This window comes from Sphingomonas sp. CFBP 8760, from assembly GCF_014841615.1.
Lineage (GTDB): Bacteria > Pseudomonadota > Alphaproteobacteria > Sphingomonadales > Sphingomonadaceae > Sphingomonas.
The window spans coordinates 293,590-310,237 of the sequence record NZ_JACYUG010000002.1 but is presented as its reverse complement, the minus strand read 5'-3'; the positions used below and the strand labels follow the sequence as shown (position 1 = coordinate 310,237).

The window sequence follows — 16,648 nt, the reverse complement described above, 5'->3', positions numbered from 1 at the left end:
TCCTTCATGCACCATGGGGCAGCAGCACGGGCTTGATGCAGCCATCGAGCTTCGCCGAGAACAGGTGATAGGCGTCCGCGATATCCGCCAGCGGCACGCGGTGGGTGATCATCGCCTTGGGATCGATATGCCCCGCGCGGATATGCTCGATCAGCCGCGGCAGCAGCCGGCGGACCGATGCCTGGTTGGCGCGGATCGTGATCCCCTTGTTCACGACATTGCCCATCGGCACCATGTTGCCGGTCGGCCCATAGACACCGACGATCGAGACGACGCCGCCCTTCTTCACCGAATTGATCGCCCAGTGGAGCGCGATGGCGCTGCCCGCCTCCAGCTTCAGCTTGGCCCCGAACAGGGTGTGCAGCGCGCTGCCCGCCGCATCGCCACCGACCGCATCGATGCACACATCCGCACCGAGACCGTCGGTCTGTTTCTTGAGGAACACCGCCATGTCGTCGATCTCGCCGAAGTTGTAGACCTCGGCCGGGCCGAACGTGCGGGCGAATTCCAGGCGATAGTCGAGATGGTCGATCACGATCACCCGCCCCGCCCCGAACAGCCAGGCCGAACGGGCCGCCATCAGCCCGACCGGGCCGGCGCCGAACACCACCACCGTGTCACCGCGCTGGATGCCGCCCATCTCGGCCGCCTGATAACCGGTGGGGACGACATCGGTCAGCAACACCGCATCGTCCGGGTCCATCCAGTCGGGGATCACCATCGGCCCCACATCGGCGTAAGGCACGCGGACATATTGCGCCTGCCCGCCGTCATAGCCGCCGGCGGTATGCGAGTATCCGAAGATGCCGCCGACCGCCGTCGCCTGGGCATTGGATTCGTGACAGTTGCCGAACAGGCCCTGCTGGCAGAAATGGCATTTCCCGCAGGCGATGTTGAACGGGACCAGCACATGATCGCCGGGCTTCAGGTCGCGCACCGCCGGCCCGACCTGTTCGACGATCCCACAGAATTCGTGACCGAACGTGCTGCCGATCCGGGTGTCGGGCACCATGCCGTGGTAGAGGTGCAGGTCGGACCCGCAGATGCAGGACCGCGTCACCCGGACGATCGCGTCCTCCGGATGCAGGATCACCGGCATCGGCTTTTCGTCGACACGCACGCGATACGGCCCGCGATAGTTCATTGCCAGCATGGCAGACTGCTCCCTGATCCGGCACGCGGCGACAGCCCGGGACGGGGCCAGCCGGCAAGCCATTGCATGCCTTTACCAAGCGCCCAATCGGGTCAGGGTTCCTGCCCTTATCCTAGGTTAGCGCGAATCTGGTTCACGTCGCTGCGCCCGGACAGCCGGACCCCGCGTTCAACCGGCGAGGAGACGAACATGATCGACGATCCGAACACTGATGGCGCGACCCATTCCGACGAAGCCGAGGAGATGGAGAAGGTGCAGGAGGACGCGGCCGAAGAGCGCGAGGAGAATGGCGGGTATCAATAGCGCGCCGGGCACGGGCGCCTGCCTGTTCGCGTGACCAGGCAGGCGTGATGCCGACGCGGCGAGACGATCCCCGTTTCCGGCCACGGCCCGGCCGGCACGCGAAGAACGACGACGGCACCGACTGTAAGCGTATCGTCATCGATCCGTCATTCCGCCGACACGCCCTCCCCCTACCCGCCCCCTCGACGGACAGAGCCGGAAAAGGCTGCCGTTCCCAAGGGGGACCTCATCATGTTCAAGATTCATCCGCGCCGCATCGGCGGCCGTTCGTTCGTGCAGGCGTTGCTCGCCAGCGGGGGTTATGCCGCGATGATGACCGGTTCCGTCGCCGCGGAAACCCCGGTCGCCGTCAGTCGCGCACCGATCGCCGCGCCGGGCAGCGTTACCGGCACCGTGACGCAGGCCAATGGCGAATATCTGGACGGGGCATCCGTCGCGATCCCCGCCCTCGATCGCGCGACGGTGGCGGACCGTTCCGGCCGGTTCACGATCAACGACCTGCCCGCCGGTACGCACGAGATCGTGATCCGCTATGTCGGTTTCCCCGACCAGCGCCGTACCGTCACGATCGCCGACCGCCCGGTGACGCTGGACGTGCAGATCGATGCGGCGACCGCCGCCACCGGCGGTGCGGACAGCGACGACATCATCGTGAAGGGCAGCCGCCCGATCGCCGAATCGGAGGCCGCTGCGCTGCAGATCCAGCGGACCAGCCCGTCGCTGGTCTCCGTCGTCGCGTCCGACGCGGTCGGCCGCCTGCCCGACCAGAACATCGCGCAGGCGGTCAGCCGCCTGCCCGGCGTCGCGGTGCAGCGCGATCAGGGCCAGGCCCGCTACATCAACCTGCGCGGCGCACCGATCAACTGGACCACGCTGTCGATCGACGGGATCAACGTCGTCAGCCCCGAAGGGCGCGACGCCCGGTTCGATTCGATCCCCTCCGCGATCGCGTCGCAGATCATCGTCCGCAAGGCGGTGACCCCGGACATGACCGGCGAGACGATCGCGGGCAATGTCGACATCATCACCCGCTCCGCCTTCGATTATCCCGGATTCAAGGTGCAGGCGAAGGCCGGCGCGGGCCATGTCGAACTGGGGGGAAAGACCGAATATGAGGGATCGCTGGTCGTATCCGACCGGATCGACACCGGCATCGGCGAATTCGGCATCGTCTCGTCGGGCAGCCTGTATCGCCGCGCCATGGTCACCGACAATTTCGAGACCGATTTCGAGGCGGTGGGCGAAGATCGCCGCCCCGGCTTCCTCGACCGCATCTGGGGCCGCGAAACCGAGAACAAGCTGTATCGCCTGACCCGCAAGAACTATTCGCTATCGACCCGGCTCGACTGGCGGCCGAACGACGGCGATTCGAAGCTGTTCTTCGAGACGATCTATTCGGCGTTCCAGGACGACGAGCAGCGCAGCAACTACATCTTCGATCTCGACGACCAGCAGTCGCGCACCCCAACCGGCACTGCCGCCTGCGCCGGCAACCCCGTCCCCGCCGCGAACACCACCGGCTATGCCGATGTCTGCGCGGGCAATACCCCGCTGGCAGGTACGGTGTACGGGGTCGACCTGAATTCCAACTTCCTCGTCCGTGCCTACAAGCAGTCGGTGTTCACCAACACGATCGGCGGCGATCACGCATTCGGCGGATGGAAGGTCGCATGGCGGGGCAATTACACCCGATCGATCGACGATCGCGGCGCGCCGGCCCAGCTGAACTACGACAGCCCGTCGTTCGGCACCAACGGGGCGAACGCCGCCAACCGCCTGACCGTAGGCTATGATTTCACCGACCCCCAGCTGGCCAGGGTCCAGCTGTACCGCACGATCCGCAACGCCGACGGCACGCTGGCCCGCGGCGCACCGGTCACCGCGATCGAGGATTTCCCGCGCACGCTGGCCAGGCTGCGCGTGCTGGACGCCAAGGACATCACCGAGGCCTATACCGCCAAGCTCGACGTTTCGCGCGAAACCGTTCTGGGCACGCTGCCGGTCACCTTCGCGGCGGGCCTGCGCTATGACGACCGCACCAAGACGTCGAACGAGTATCTGCTGGACCTCAGCAGCACGGCCCTGTTCGCCGCCGCCGGCATCCCCACCGGGTTCGGCGAGATCGCGATCCCCGGTGGCTTTCAGGGAGAAATCCCGCTCGGCTATACCTTCCAGTATTTCGGACGTGACAAGATTCTGGCGCTGGCCGACCGGGCAAAGACGGTGGCGCGACCGTCGCTGGTGCAGGCCAATGCCTATGACGTGACGGAGCGGGTCTATTCCGGCTATGCCATGGCGACCGCGACGATGGACTGGGGCAGCATCGTCGGCGGCGCCCGCGTCGAGCATATCCGCAACGATAGCGGTGCGTTCGCGATCAATGCTGCGACCGGCATCGCCACGCCGGTGCGGGTAAAGAACGACCAGACGCTGGTCTATCCCAGCCTCCACTTCAACTGGGAGGTCAACGACCGGATGAAAACGCGCCTGTCGTTCAACACCGGGGCGGCCCGGCCCGATTACGACCAGCTTCGCCCCAACCTGTCCTATAACGACGCCAACCAGACGATCAGCGGCGGCAATCCCGATGCGAAGCCGGAAAAGGCGCGCGGGGTCGACCTGTACGTCGAATATTACACCATGCCGCGCGGCTTCATATCGGTCGGTGCCTTCTACAAGGACGTGAAGGACGTGCTGTTCGACACGGCGGGCACGTTCGGCAGCAACACCGCCAATTTCGGCGGCGTCGACCGGTCGCAGTATATCTATTCGACGATCGCCAATGGCGGCGACGGATATCTGCTGGGTCTGGAAGCCGCGATCCAGCAGCAGCTGGAGCCGTTCGTGGGCGATCTGGGGCTGCCCGAGTGGATGGGCGGTTTCGGCGTGCAGTTGAACGCGACGCTGAACAAGAGCCGGTCGGAAACGCCCGACGGCCGCAAGATCCGCCTGCCGGGCGCGTCGGACGCGGTGTACAACCTGATCGGTTATTACGAGAAATACGGCTTCTCGGCTCGCGTCTCCTATCAGAACCGGTCGCCATGGATCGACTCGATCGGGGCGTTCGGGACCGTCAACGGGGTGACCCGCGGCATCGACGGCGGTGACGCCTATTGGGCGCAGGATTCGGAACTCGACGCCAGCGTGCGGTTCGCGATCACGCCGGCGATCGAAATCTATGGCGATTTCGCCAACCTGCTGAACGGCCCGGGCCGCCGCTATGTCGACACCAGCCGGTACACGATCGAGCATGAGACGTTCGGCCGCCGCTATACCGCCGGTGTGCGGGTCAGCTTCTGATGCGGACGCTTGCTGCCATCGCGCTGCTGCTGCCCGGCTGTACGCCAGCGCTGGTGGGGACACCCCCCGCCCCCGCCGCCAGATCCGTACCCACCGTGGCCGCGACGGCGGAGACCGAGCCGGTCGCCAGCGCCGACGACGCCGCCGACGACCCCGCGATCTGGCGCAACCGGCGCGCGCCTGCCAAAAGTCTGGTCGTCGCCACCGACAAGCAGGCGGGGGTCCATGTCTATGATCTGGCGGGCAGGCGCCTGAGCTATACGCCCGCGCCGCGACTGAACAATGTCGACCTGCGCGACAGCGGCGGTCGCATCACCGTGGTCGCCAGCGATCGCGCGGATGTCGACCGGGCGCATGTCTCGCTGTTCGATCTCGACCCCGTGACGGCCCGGCTGCGGCCGCTGGGCCGGTTCCCGGTCGGCGCGGGCGAAGCCTATGGCCTGTGCCTGTGGACGCGCGCGCGCGATGGCGCGCTGTTCGGGTTCGTGGTGATGAAGGACGGGCGGATCGATCAGATCGCGATCGACCGGACGGGGACGACACCGCAGGTACGCACCGTCCGGTCGATGAAGCTTCGCACCCAGTCCGAAGGCTGCGTCGTCGACGACCGCACCGGGCAGCTCTATGTCGCGGAGGAGGATGTCGGCCTGTGGCGGTTCGCCGCGGACCCCGCCGCCGCCACGACCGCCACGGCGATCGCGCGGGTCGACGGCGCTACGCTGGTCGCGGATGCCGAGGGTCTGGCGCTCGCTCCTTCGGGGCGGACGGGCGGCTATCTGGTCGTGTCGAGCCAGGGGGACAACGCCTATACGCTCTATCGCCTGCCCGCCGTCAGCTATGCCGGGCGCTTCCGCATCGGCGGCGGCGCGATCGATGCGACCAGCGACACCGACGGGATCGACCTCGTGCTAGGCGATTTCGGCCCTGCCTATCCGGGCGGGCTGTTCGTCGCGCAGGACGGCGACAACGCCCCCGCCACGCAGAATTTCAAATATGTCGGTTGGGCGGCGATCAGACGCGCGCTACGACTGCGATGACGGCGACCGGCGGCGTTCATGCCCGCGGGGACCGTCGAACGATGGGGTATGACCGATGACGACAATGCGGACCCGCCGGCCCGGTCGACGCGCCTCGCCGGGATGGGCGACCTGCCTGATCGCGGCAAGCGTGCTGGCGGGCGGCAGCGGCATGGCGACGGCACGCGGGACATCGGCGCGACATGCCGCGCGGACGGCTTCGGTCACGGCCCCCGTGACGGCCAATGCCGGGTCGCGGCCGCGCAACGTCATCATCTTCCTGGGCGATGCCGGGGGCCTGCCGACACTGGGCGCGGCGGCCATCCTGGCGCATGACCGGCCGCAATCGCTGTTCATCCAGTCGATGCCGCATGTCGGCCTGTCGGACACCTCGTCGCGCAACCGCTGGGTCACCGATTCCGCGGCGGGGATGACCGCGATCATCGCCGGGCACAAGACCGACAACGGCGTCGTATCGATGATCCCCGGCACTGCCGGCGGTGCGCCCGTCCCCGTCAAGAGCTTCATCGAATATGCCGGGCAGCACGGGCTGTCGACCGGCGTCGTCACCAACATGCCGATCTGGGATGCGACGCCCGCCGCGTGCTTCGCTCATGTCCCCTCCCGCAAGGACAAGGATGCGATCTTCGCGCAGATGCTCGCCCCGCGCTTCGGCAAGGGCGTCGATATCCTGATCGGCAAGGGTCGCAAGGATGCCGACGCCTCGTTCGCCAAGGGCGGGACGACGCCGGAACGGGCGTTCGCCGCCGCCGGCTACCGCTATGGCGACGATCCCGCCCTCGTCCGTCAGGCGGCGCGGGCCGCCGTACTGCGCGACACCGATTTCGCGCCGCTTCCCGCCGTGGAGGCGACGATCGGCCAGCTGGCGCGCAACCCCAGGGGCTATGTACTGATGGTCGAATGGGACATGCACACCGACGATCCGCAAGCCGGGCTGCGCCATGTCGTGGAAATGGACGACATGATCCGGCGCGTCGCCGCGGTGGCGGGCAAGGACACGCTGATCCTGTTCACCGCCGACCACAGTTTCGGGCTGCGGATGGGCGGCGGCAGCCGGGGGACGCCACTGGCCACCCAGTTCGCCGCCGCCGCCGCTGCGCCGGGCGCCACGATCGTGAACAACCCGGTGATCGGCGTCGAGGACGGCCATACCGGTGACGACGTGATCGCCGCCGCCACCGGCCCCGGCGCGGCGCAGGTGCATGGCTTCTTTCCCAACACCCATATCTTCGACATGCTGATGACCGCGACCGGATGGCCCCGGGATTGACTGCGCGATTGACCGGGCGATCGACCGGGCGATCGACCGGGCGCCGGCGGGTCATGCCCGGGGGCGCCGGGGCGGCGCGGACCGCCATCATCGTCGCGGCATGGTCGCTGGCGGGTCCGTCCGTCGCGCAGACCGGGGTTCCCGTCACCGCGCCGGGCAACCCGATCCTGGCGGACGGACGCTATTACTCGACCGATCCGGCACCGATCGTCGATGGCGACACCTTGTGGATACTGGCGGGGCGCGACGAGGCGCCGGCCGGCACCAACGACTTCATCATGAACGAGTGGCAGTTGCTGTCGACCAGGGACCCGGCCTCGGGCCACTGGACGCATCATCCCGCGATCGCGCGGCCCGAGGCGGTATTCGCCTGGGCCGAACCCGGCCGTGCCTATGCCGGGCAGATCGTGAAGGGACCGGACGGTCGCTTCTACCTCTACGCGCCCGTGCTTCAGCGGCGGAGCGACGCGGAGGACAAGTTCGCGATCGGGGTCGCGGTGGCGGACCGGATCACCGGTCCGTGGCGCGATGCCCATCCCGCCGGCCCGATCATCTCGCAGACGACGCCCGTCGCGAACGATATCCAGAACATCGATCCCACCGTGCTGATCGACGACGACGGGCGCATCTACCTGTACTGGGGAACGTTCGGGCGGTTGCGGGGGATCGAGCTTGCCCGCGACATGGTGACCACGACGGGGGCGGCGGTCGCGGTCAGGTCGCTGACCGGTTTCTTCGAGGCGCCCTGGCTGATGAAGCGGCACGGCACCTATTACATGCTGTATGCCGGCAACAATGCCGGGGCGGATTCCGGCTGCACGCCGACGCTTTATCACGCCTGCATCGCATACGGCACGGCGCCGTCGCCGCTTGGCCCATGGACGTGGCGCGGTACCGTGCTGAAGCCGGTGAGTTCGACCACCAGCCATCCCGGCGCGGTCGCATTCAGGGGACAGTGGTATCTGGCCTATCACACCGCCGATGCGGTCGGCGGCGGCCATTTCCGCCGCAGCATTGCGATCGACCGGCTGGAATGGGACGACAGCGTCTCGCCCGCGGCGATCCGGCCGGTCGTGCCGACGCGCCGCCCCGGACCGCCGCCGGCCCCGACCCGCAACATCGCCGCCGCCGCGCAGCCACATGCCGCCAACGAGCCGGTGCCGGTGCGGTACTGGATCAAGGCTCTGAACGACGGGATCGTCAGGCAGGCGCCGCTGCCACCGGACCTGTGGGCGAGCTGGTCGCCCGCGAACCCGCCGCAGCAGTGGATCGAATATCGTTGGGCACAGCCGGTCACGCTCGACGGCAGCCGCATCCTGTTGTGGGCGGATCATCCGGCCGGCGCGGACGAGGGCGTGGCACCGCCCGCGGCATGGCATCTGGAATATTGGGACGGCGGGTGGAAGCCAGTGCCCGGTGCAGGCCCCTATGCCACCGCATCCGATGTCTGGCAGGCGGTGCGCTTTCCGGTGATCAGGACACGCTGCCTGCGCGCGGTGTTCGACGCATCGGGTAGCGGAGCGCGCCGGGCGGCGGTCGCCGTGCAGGAATGGGAAGCGCTGACCCCGCATGCCACGCTGCCGAAACCCGGATCGGCGACCGTCATCCCGGCGTGCGGGTGAGGATGGGCGAGGTTGCCGGAGCGGCGGCGGCCATGCCCGATCATCCGTCCCGGCTCTCGACAAGCTCGACGATCTCGAAATCATAGCTGGCCCAGCCGCGTTGCCGTGCGGCCTCGGTCGCCGCGGCCCGCTTGCCGGCGGCATCCCTGAGCGAGGGGGCATGGCCCCAGAAGACCTCCGTCTTTCCATTCGCGGTGATCGCGACGATGCGCCAGAAATGCGTGAACGGCGCGGCGGTGGGGCCGATCGTCTTCACATAGCCATCGGGCATGGTCGCGGTCAGGTAGCGCTTCTTCTTCGCCATCGCGCCTCGATAGCGCCAAGGACCCGTTCGACACCATGATTTCCCGGCAACCGGCTGGCCGTGCCGCCGCCGTCGGACGGATAGCGCCAACGGCGCGGGCCGGTTGCCCGCGATGGATCGGCACGGTAGCCAGACCCCCGAACGGGAGATGGTGATGGAGACGATCGGGCGCGACCTGCGCGAAATGCAGCGTATCCCCCTGGCACCCGAGCATGTCGCGGCGATCCGCGCCGCCGGAACGCGGACACACCATGCCCGGGGCACGATGCTGGCGGAGATCGGTACGCCGGCCGACCGTTTCGTCTATGTCGAGCAGGGCGAGATCGAGGTCGTCAACCCGTTCACGGGGCAGCGGATGGTGCCGTCGACGCTGGGTCCCGGCCAGTACATGGCGGAGATCGCGTTGCTGTCCGGCGGCACCTGGTCGATGCCGATGCGCGCCGCCGCCGACACCGTCGTGACCGAGGTTCCCCGGCACGAGATGCTGCGGCTGATGGCCGCGATACCCGAGATGTCGGATATCATCATCACCGTCCTCGCCGCGCGACGACGGCGGCAGCTGGATACCGGCGACGGCCTGCTGGTGCTGGTGGGTGAGGAGGTCGATCGCGCGATCCGGCGGGTGGCGGAATTCGCCGCGCGCAACCGGGTGCCGTACCGATCATATCCGGTCGGCAGTCCCGAAGCCGCCAAGGTCGCCACCAGTTGCGGCACGGGGGCCGAGGCCCCCGTGGTGGTGTTCGGCCGCGATCTGGTCGTGACCGATCCCACCCCGGAAAAGGTCGCGCGCCTGCTCGGCCTCGACCAGGATCTGCCGGAGGAGGATGCGTTCGACGTGCTGATCGTCGGTGCCGGCCCGGCGGGGGTCGCCGCCGGCGTCTATGCGGGCGCGGAGGGGCTGAAGGCGCTGGTGGTGGACGATATCGCGATCGGCGGACAGGCGGGCACGTCGAGCCGGATCGAGAATTACATGGGCTTCCCGACCGGCATCTCGGGGGCCGATCTGGTCTGGCGCGGCGAAATCCAGGCGATGAAGTTCGGGACGCGTTTCGTGATGCCCCGCCGCGTCGCCGCGCTGGAAGAACTCGCCGAGGGAGGATTCTGTGCGACGTTCGCCAACGGGCAGCGCCTGCGCGCCGCCGCGGTGGTGGTCGCGACCGGGGTCCAGTATCGTCGCCTGCCCCTGGCGCGGCTCGCCGATCTGGAAGGCGCGGGTATCTATTACGCCGCGACGGAGAACGAGGCGCGCTTCTGCCGCGACGGCGAGGTCGTGGTGATCGGCGGGGGCAATTCGGCGGGTCAGGCCGCGATGTTCCTCAGCCGCGTGGCGCGCCATGTACGGCTGCTCGTCCGCGGGGAGACGCTGGCGACGTCGATGTCGCACTATCTGTCCAGCCGGCTGGAGGCCGATCCGGCGATCACGATCGAATATGGCACCCATGTCGCCGAACTGCACGGGGCCGACGCGCTGACCGGGGTGACGATCCGCAATGGCGACGGCGACCGGACGATCGACACCTGCGCCATGTTCGTGATGGTCGGCGCCGCCCCGAACACCGCCTGGCTGGCCGATCTGGTCAGGCTGGACGACAAGGGCTTCGTGCTCACCGGCGAGGCGGCGGGCGCGGCCTCGCCCTACGCCACCTCGCGCGCCGGCATCTATGCGGTGGGCGACGTGCGGGCGGGATCGACCAAACGAGTGGCATCCTCGGTGGGTGAAGGATCGGTGGTGATCTCCAAGGTGTGGGAGCATGTATACGGCGGGCGTTAGCGGCCGGGTGGCCACCGGTCGTCGCATGTACTCGCGTGGCCGGACCAACCGGAGCAAGCCGTCAAAGGTGGCTTGCCGCGCTGTCGATTGTGTGCTGTTCTCCTAATACACTGTGTCGGGGGGAGACGAATATGCGCAGGACGATCTGGTTGGTGGCCGCCGCAGGAGCAGCATTGATGACGACGAGCGTGAGCGCACAGACGGCGGTATCGGGTGTGCCGCTGATCGAGCGGGCGAAGCTGTTCGGCAATCCGACCCGTACCGGGGGCCAGCTGTCACCCGACGGCAAATGGCTGGGTTTCATCGCGCCGCGCGACGGCGTGCTCAACGTCTGGGTCGCCCCGATCGATCATCCCGATCAGGCCCGCCCGCTGACCGCGGAGAAGACGCGGCCCATCCGCTCCTATTTCTGGTCGCCCGATTCCAAGCAGGTCCTGTTCGTCAACGACAAGGGCGGCGACGAGAATTTCCTGCTTTATGGCGTCGACCTGGTCGGCGGGCAGCAGAAGGCGTTGACCCCGTTCGAGAAGACCCGCGTCCAGATCGTCGGCACATCCGAGACGATCAGGGACCGTATCCTCGTCGGCGTCAACAACCGCGATCCGCGCTGGCATGACGTGCAGGAACTGAACCTGACCACCGGCACGCTGGCGCCGGTGTTCCAGAACGATGGTTATGCCGGCTTCGTCACCGACGATCAGCTGAAACTGCGCATCGCCGTGAAGTCCCGCCCCGACAGCGGCGTCGATTATTATCGCATCGTCAACAACAAGGTGGAGGCCAAGCCCTTCACCTCCGTGGATTACGAGGACGCCTCCACCACGTCGCCGCTGGGCTTCACCACCGATGGCAAGACGCTGTACTGGAGCGATGCGCGCGGTCGCGACACGGGTGCGCTGCTCGCGCAGGACATGGCGACGGGCAAGTTCACCACCATCGGGGCCGACGACCGCGCCGATGTCGGCGGGGGCCTCATCAATCCCAGGACCGGCAAGGTGGAAGCCTATGCGGTCAATTTCCACCGCAACGAATATGTGCCCATCGACGATGCGGTGAAGGCCGATCTCGCCTTCCTGAAAAGCCGGAGCAAGGGCGAATTCTTCATCGGCACCCGGACGACGGCCGACGACAAATGGCTGGTGACGTTTGATCCGGTCACCGCCCCCTCATCCACTTGGCTCTACGACCGCCGGGCGAAGGCGCTGACCGAGCTCTACACGCCCCGGCCGGAACTGGTCGGCGCACCGCTGGTGGCGATGGAATCGATCGACATCCCGACCCGCGACGGCCTGTCGATGGTCAGCTACCTGACCCGGCCCAAGGGCGCGACCGGCCCCGTGCCGATGGTGCTGCTGGTCCATGGCGGCCCATGGGCGCGGGACGGTTATGGCTTCAACGGCTATCACCAGTGGCTCGCCAACCGCGGCTACGCGGTGCTGTCGGTCAATTATCGCAGCTCGACCGGGTTCGGGAAGAAGTTCGTGCAGGCCGGCGACCGGCAATGGGGCCGCAAGATGCACGACGACCTGCTGGATGCGGTGGACTGGGCCGTGAAGCGCGGCGTGACGGCCAAGGACAAGGTGGCGATCATGGGCGGCAGCTATGGCGGCTATGCGACGCTTGCCGGGCTGACCATGACGCCGGATGCCTTTGCCTGCGGCGTCGATATCGTCGGCCCGTCGAACCTGTTCACCCTGCTAAAGACGATCCCCCCCTATTGGGAGGCGGGCAAGCAGCAGATGTATCGCCGCATGGGCGATCCGGGCACGCCGGAGGGTCAGGCGCTGCTGAAGGAACGCAGCCCGCTTACCTATGCGGACGCCATCAAGAAGCCGTTGCTGATCGGCCAGGGTGCCAACGACCCGCGCGTGAACGTCGCCGAAAGCGACCAGATCGTCGCCGCGATGAAGGCGAAGAACATTCCCGTGACCTATGTCGTCTTCCCCGACGAGGGCCACGGCTTCGCCCGGCCCGCCAACAACATCGCGTTCAACGCGGTGACCGAGAACTTCCTGGCCCGATGCCTGGGCGGCCGGGCCGAGCCGGTCGGCGGGGCGCTGACCGCCTCGACCGCGCAGATCAAGGCGGGTGGCGTCGAGGATGCCGTCGCCGCCACGTCCGGGGCCGCAAACTGAGATGGTCGTCGGGACGTCCGCGGGATGCTTGTCGTTGCCGGCCGGGATGATTGCCCGACGCGACCGGTCTGGCCGGGGCCGATGCCCCGGCTGCGCGCCTATGGCACGATCACCGGTGCGACGCAGGGCAGCAGCGGCGTCCGCCGCGACATCGTGGGCAGGAAAAAGACGCCGAACCCGTTGAACCGCGGGTTGTCGGCGCCGGTGGTCGACGTCAGTGCCTGACTGCCGGGCGTCAGTCCCCTGCCGTCCTTGCGCAGGATGAAGTTGATGATGCCGCTCAGCGCGTCGGCGCCGTAAATGATGGCTGCATCATGGCTCATGGCGTCTCCTCCGCCTCGCCCGCCCTGGCGACGGATGCGGCGTCGCGCGCCGCCCGCTCGGTCAGGGTGACATAATCGAGCTTGCCGGTGCCCAGCACCGGCAGCGCGTCGACGATGCGGATGTCGCGCGGCACCGCCAGTTCGGCGACGCCGTTGGCGCGCGCCCAGGCCTGGAGCATGGGGGCGGTCGCAGCGGGGGCGGTGGTGAACAGCACCAGCTGCTCGCCCTTGCGCGCGTCGGGCCGGGTCACGACCGCGTGTTCGGCGCCCGGCCAGACCTTGGCAGCATAGCCCTCGACCGCCGGCAGCGACACCATCTCACCGCCGATCTTGGCGAAGCGCTTGGCGCGACCGCGGATCACGACGAAGCCCGCCGCATCGATCGTCACGATGTCGCCGGTGTCGTGCCAGCCGCCCTCGGCGGGCTGGAGGACACCGGGCGCGTCGGTCTTGAGGTAGCCGGCCATGACGTTCGGCCCGCGGATCGACAGACGACCGCCCTCCTCGATTCCCGGCACCGGCTCGACCTTCGCCTCGATCGCCGGCAGCAGCCGCCCGACCGAACCCGCCTGGAAGTGCATCGGCGTGTTGACCGCGATCACCGGCCCCGCCTCGGTCGCGCCATAACCTTCCATGATCCGCAGGCCGAACTTCTCCGCGTAGGTCTTGCGAGTATCGTCGCGTACCCGCTCTGCGCCGGCGAAGATATAGCGCAGCGAGTAGAAGTCGTAGCCGTGCGCCATCCGCGCATAGCCCGACAGGAAGGTGTCGGTGCCGAACAGGATCGTCGCGTTCGCATCATAGGCGAGCGCCGGCACGATCCGGTAGTGGAGCGGGCTTGGATAGAGCAGCGTCCTGACGCCCGACAGGATCGGCAACAGCGTGCCCCCCGTCAGCCCGAAGCTGTGGAACACCGGCAGCGCGTTCAGCACCACGTCCGATGCGTTGAAGTCGACACGCGCCGACAATTGCAGGCAATTGGACAGGAGATTGCGGTGGGTGAGCACCACGCCCTTGGGCAGCCCCTCCGATCCGCTGGTGAACAGGATCACCGACGGCGCATCGGGCGAGATGCGGTGGCCGGACCGCCCCGCCCAGCGGCTGGCGACCAGCGCGCCGAGTTTCGCGAGGCGCCCGATGCCGGCGCCGACATCCTCCAGCCAGACGACCCGGACGCCGGCGGCCTCCAGCCCCGCGACCACCTCGCCGAGCTTCGCCTGTTCGACGAAGGCCCGCGCGGTCACGATCGTGCGGACCTCGGCGGCGGTGCATGCCGCGCGCAGGTTGGCAAGCCCGGCGGTGTAGTTGAGCATCGCCGGCACCCGGCCCGTGCGCTGGAGCGCGAAGAACGCCGCGACCACGGCATTGACGTTGGGCAGCAGCAAGCCGACCGCCTCGCCCGGCCGCGACAGCGCCGCGAGCGGCCGGGCAAGCGCGATGCTGCCGGCAAGCAGGCGGCCATAGGTCAGCGGCTCGCGCTTTACGTCCTCGACGATCGGCGCACCGAAACCGTGCACCCCGGCCGCGTCGACCAGCGCGCGGTAGAGCGTCCGGTTCGTGTCGGACGTCTCGAAGATCATCCCGCTCATCACGTCGTACAGCTTCGCGCCCGCCGCGGCACGGCGCTGGCGGGCGGTGTCGCCGGTCACGTCGAAGCGGCGCGGCGGCAGCACGGTGAGGTCGATCTTGGGAAAGGTGCGCAGCCGCACCTTGCCCTTCAGGCGCGAGAAGGGCGTGAACTGCGCACCGTCGATGCGGACGGGGACGATCGGCGCGTCGGCCTTGTCGGCGACCATGCCGGGGCCATCGAACACCTTCATCAACGCGCCCGTCACCGTGATCCGGCCTTCGGGGAAGATCACCAGCGTCCGCCCCTCACGCACCGCCTTGACCATCGCCTTGGCCGCCATCGGGTTGGTGGGATCGACCGGGAAGGCGTCGAACAGGCTCAGGAACGGCCTCACCCACCAGGCGCGCGCGATGCGGCTGTGGATCGCGAAGGTCGGGCGGCCGGGCAGAAAGGCGGCGAGAAGCAGCCCGTCGAGGAACGACACGTGGTTGACCACCACCACCGCCCTCTCGCCGACGCGCGGCATGTTGTCCACGCCGTGCACATCGACGCGGTAGAGCAGGCGCAGCGTGGCGCGCACCAGCGCCTTGAGCAATGTCTCCGGCAGCAGCCAGCACGAGATCAGCGCCACCGCCAGCGTCGCGAAGCCGAGCGTACCGATCACGCCCGGTACCCCAACCCCCGCCGCCAGCAGCCCGGTGACGGCCGCCACCATCAGCACGGTGACGACCGCGTTGACGATGTTGTTCGCGGCGATGACGCGCGACCGCTCGGCCGGATCGCTGTGCACCTGGAGGATCGCGTAGAGCGGCACGATGAATACGCCGCCCGAGAAGGCGATGCCAGCCAGCGCCGCCAGGATGTGCCAGCTCCCCGCACTCGCCAGGAAGCCGGCGACGTCGCGCTGCGGCGCACTCGACACATAGGTCGAGGTCGCGATCCACAGATAGAGCTGGAACACCGCCAGCCCCAGCGCCGCCACCGGCACGTACCGCGCCGACACCTCGCCGGCGAGCAGCCGGTTGACGGTAAGCGAGCCGATCGCGACCGAGACGGAGAAGACGAGCAGGAACAGCGTCACGACCGGCGCGCCCGCATGCAGCGTGCCGCTGGCGAGCGGCGCGAACTCCGACAGCAGGATCGCGCCGACCGAGAAGAACCAGCTGATCCCGAGGATCGCCAGCCAGACGCCCTTTCGCCCGTGCGCCACCGACAGGATGTCCCACGTGCCCTTCAGGATATTGCGCTGAAGCTTCAGGCCCGGTGCCGCGGGCGGCGCCGAGGGCACCGCCAGGCTGGCCAGGAAACCCAGCACCGCGATCCCGGTCGCGACCAGTCCCGCCTCCCATGGCGGGATCACGCCGCCGAGCAACTGTCCGCCGAGGATCGCGATAAACGTCCCCGCCTCGATCAGGCCGGTGCCGCCCATCACCTCGCCCTCGCGCAGATGCTGCGGCAGGATTGAGTATTTGACCGGCCCGAACAGGGTCGAATGGATGCCCATCAGGAACAGGCAGCCGAGCAGCACCGGCACCGACTGGATCCAGAAACCGAGCAGCGCCAGCAGCATGATGCCGACCTCCGCCGCCTTGACCGCGCGGACCAACGACGCCTTGTCCCACTTGTCCGCAAGCTGGCCGGCCAGCGCCGAGAACAGAAAATAGGGCAGGATGAACAGGCCGGTCGCGATCGTCGCCAGCATCTCCGCCTTGTCGGGCACGGCGGCGTAGAGGCCGAAATTGGCGAGGAACAGCAGCGCGAACTTCAACAGATTGTCGTTGAACGCCCCCAGGAACTGGACGACGAACAGCGGCCCGAACCGGCGCTTGGCGATCAGCGATATGTCAGGTGCGGCCATGA

At 68.1% G+C, this 16,648-nt stretch carries 10 protein-coding genes; 6 read left to right on the top strand and 4 right to left on the bottom strand.

What is annotated here, in order from left to right; genetic code table 11:
- Positions 1–4: 4 nt before the first annotated feature.
- Entirely contained in the window at positions 5–1,153 is a 1,149-nt protein-coding gene (locus IFT82_RS04320; protein WP_192124844.1) for a zinc-dependent alcohol dehydrogenase, read from the bottom strand.
- Between the two features lie 534 nt (positions 1,154–1,687).
- Between IFT82_RS04320 and IFT82_RS04315 the strand changes: the two genes are divergently transcribed.
- Genes IFT82_RS04315 through IFT82_RS04300 form a run of 4 tightly spaced genes read left to right on the top strand, consistent with a single transcriptional unit; the run spans position 1,688 to position 8,685 of the window.
- Complete coding sequence (locus IFT82_RS04315) at positions 1,688–4,756, top strand: TonB-dependent receptor (protein WP_192124842.1); 3,069 nt, start codon at positions 1,688–1,690, stop codon at positions 4,754–4,756.
- Positions 4,756–5,793 (top strand): phytase, encoded by a 1,038-nt coding sequence (locus IFT82_RS04310; RefSeq protein WP_192124841.1) that lies wholly within the window; start codon positions 4,756–4,758, stop codon positions 5,791–5,793. The genes IFT82_RS04315 and IFT82_RS04310 overlap by 1 nt, the downstream gene beginning before the upstream one ends.
- Positions 5,794–5,848: 55 nt before the next feature.
- Positions 5,849–7,063, top strand: coding sequence for an alkaline phosphatase (locus IFT82_RS04305; RefSeq protein ID WP_244646484.1), 1,215 nt, complete (start codon positions 5,849–5,851; stop codon positions 7,061–7,063).
- 53 nt (positions 7,064–7,116) lie between these two features.
- On the top strand, positions 7,117–8,685 hold the full coding sequence (locus IFT82_RS04300) for a family 43 glycosylhydrolase (protein ID WP_192124839.1): 1,569 nt from the start codon (positions 7,117–7,119) through the stop codon (positions 8,683–8,685).
- A 40-nt stretch (positions 8,686–8,725) separates the two neighbouring features.
- Here IFT82_RS04300 and IFT82_RS04295 read toward each other — a convergent pair whose 3' ends face one another.
- The gene (locus IFT82_RS04295; RefSeq protein ID WP_192124837.1) at positions 8,726–8,989 is read right to left on the bottom strand and encodes a hypothetical protein; all 264 of its coding nucleotides are present in this window, start codon (positions 8,987–8,989) and stop codon (positions 8,726–8,728) included.
- A gap of 154 nt (positions 8,990–9,143) precedes the next feature.
- Between IFT82_RS04295 and IFT82_RS04290 the strand changes: the two genes are divergently transcribed.
- Together IFT82_RS04290 and IFT82_RS04285 are read left to right on the top strand one after the other, a co-directional pair.
- Complete coding sequence (locus IFT82_RS04290; RefSeq protein WP_192125113.1) at positions 9,144–10,760, top strand: FAD-dependent oxidoreductase; 1,617 nt, start codon at positions 9,144–9,146, stop codon at positions 10,758–10,760.
- A gap of 176 nt (positions 10,761–10,936) precedes the next feature.
- Positions 10,937–12,895 (top strand): S9 family peptidase, encoded by a 1,959-nt coding sequence (locus IFT82_RS04285; protein ID WP_244646482.1) that lies wholly within the window; start codon positions 10,937–10,939, stop codon positions 12,893–12,895.
- A 98-nt stretch (positions 12,896–12,993) separates the two neighbouring features.
- On the opposite strand, the gene IFT82_RS04280 is transcribed toward IFT82_RS04285, so the two are convergent.
- Positions 12,994–13,218 carry a hypothetical protein gene (locus IFT82_RS04280; RefSeq protein ID WP_192124833.1) on the bottom strand — a complete coding sequence of 75 codons (225 nt, stop codon included), beginning with the start codon at positions 13,216–13,218 and terminating at the stop codon, positions 12,994–12,996.
- The gene (locus IFT82_RS04275; RefSeq protein WP_192124831.1) at positions 13,215–16,646 is read right to left on the bottom strand and encodes an acyl-[ACP]--phospholipid O-acyltransferase; all 3,432 of its coding nucleotides are present in this window, start codon (positions 16,644–16,646) and stop codon (positions 13,215–13,217) included. Before IFT82_RS04275 ends, IFT82_RS04280 begins: the two co-directional genes overlap by 4 nt.
- Positions 16,647–16,648: the final 2 nt, after the last annotated feature.

Excerpts from the sequence above, each read along its gene's own strand:
- IFT82_RS04295 (WP_192124837.1), bottom strand. The coding sequence starts at position 8,989 with ATGGCGAAGAAGAAGCGCTACCTGACCGCGACCATGCCCGATGGCTAT.
- IFT82_RS04280 (WP_192124833.1), bottom strand. The coding sequence starts at position 13,218 with ATGAGCCATGATGCAGCCATCATTTACGGCGCCGACGCGCTGAGCGGC.
- IFT82_RS04300 (WP_192124839.1), top strand. The coding sequence starts at position 7,117 with ATGCCCGGGGGCGCCGGGGCGGCGCGGACCGCCATCATCGTCGCGGCA.
- IFT82_RS04320 (WP_192124844.1), bottom strand. The coding sequence starts at position 1,153 with ATGCTGGCAATGAACTATCGCGGGCCGTATCGCGTGCGTGTCGACGAA.
- IFT82_RS04310 (WP_192124841.1), top strand. The coding sequence starts at position 4,756 with ATGCGGACGCTTGCTGCCATCGCGCTGCTGCTGCCCGGCTGTACGCCA.
- IFT82_RS04290 (WP_192125113.1), top strand. The coding sequence starts at position 9,144 with ATGGAGACGATCGGGCGCGACCTGCGCGAAATGCAGCGTATCCCCCTG.
- IFT82_RS04315 (WP_192124842.1), top strand. The coding sequence starts at position 1,688 with ATGTTCAAGATTCATCCGCGCCGCATCGGCGGCCGTTCGTTCGTGCAG.
- IFT82_RS04275 (WP_192124831.1), bottom strand. The coding sequence starts at position 16,646 with ATGGCCGCACCTGACATATCGCTGATCGCCAAGCGCCGGTTCGGGCCG.
- IFT82_RS04285 (WP_244646482.1), top strand. The coding sequence starts at position 10,937 with ATGACGACGAGCGTGAGCGCACAGACGGCGGTATCGGGTGTGCCGCTG.
- IFT82_RS04305 (WP_244646484.1), top strand. The coding sequence starts at position 5,849 with ATGACGACAATGCGGACCCGCCGGCCCGGTCGACGCGCCTCGCCGGGA.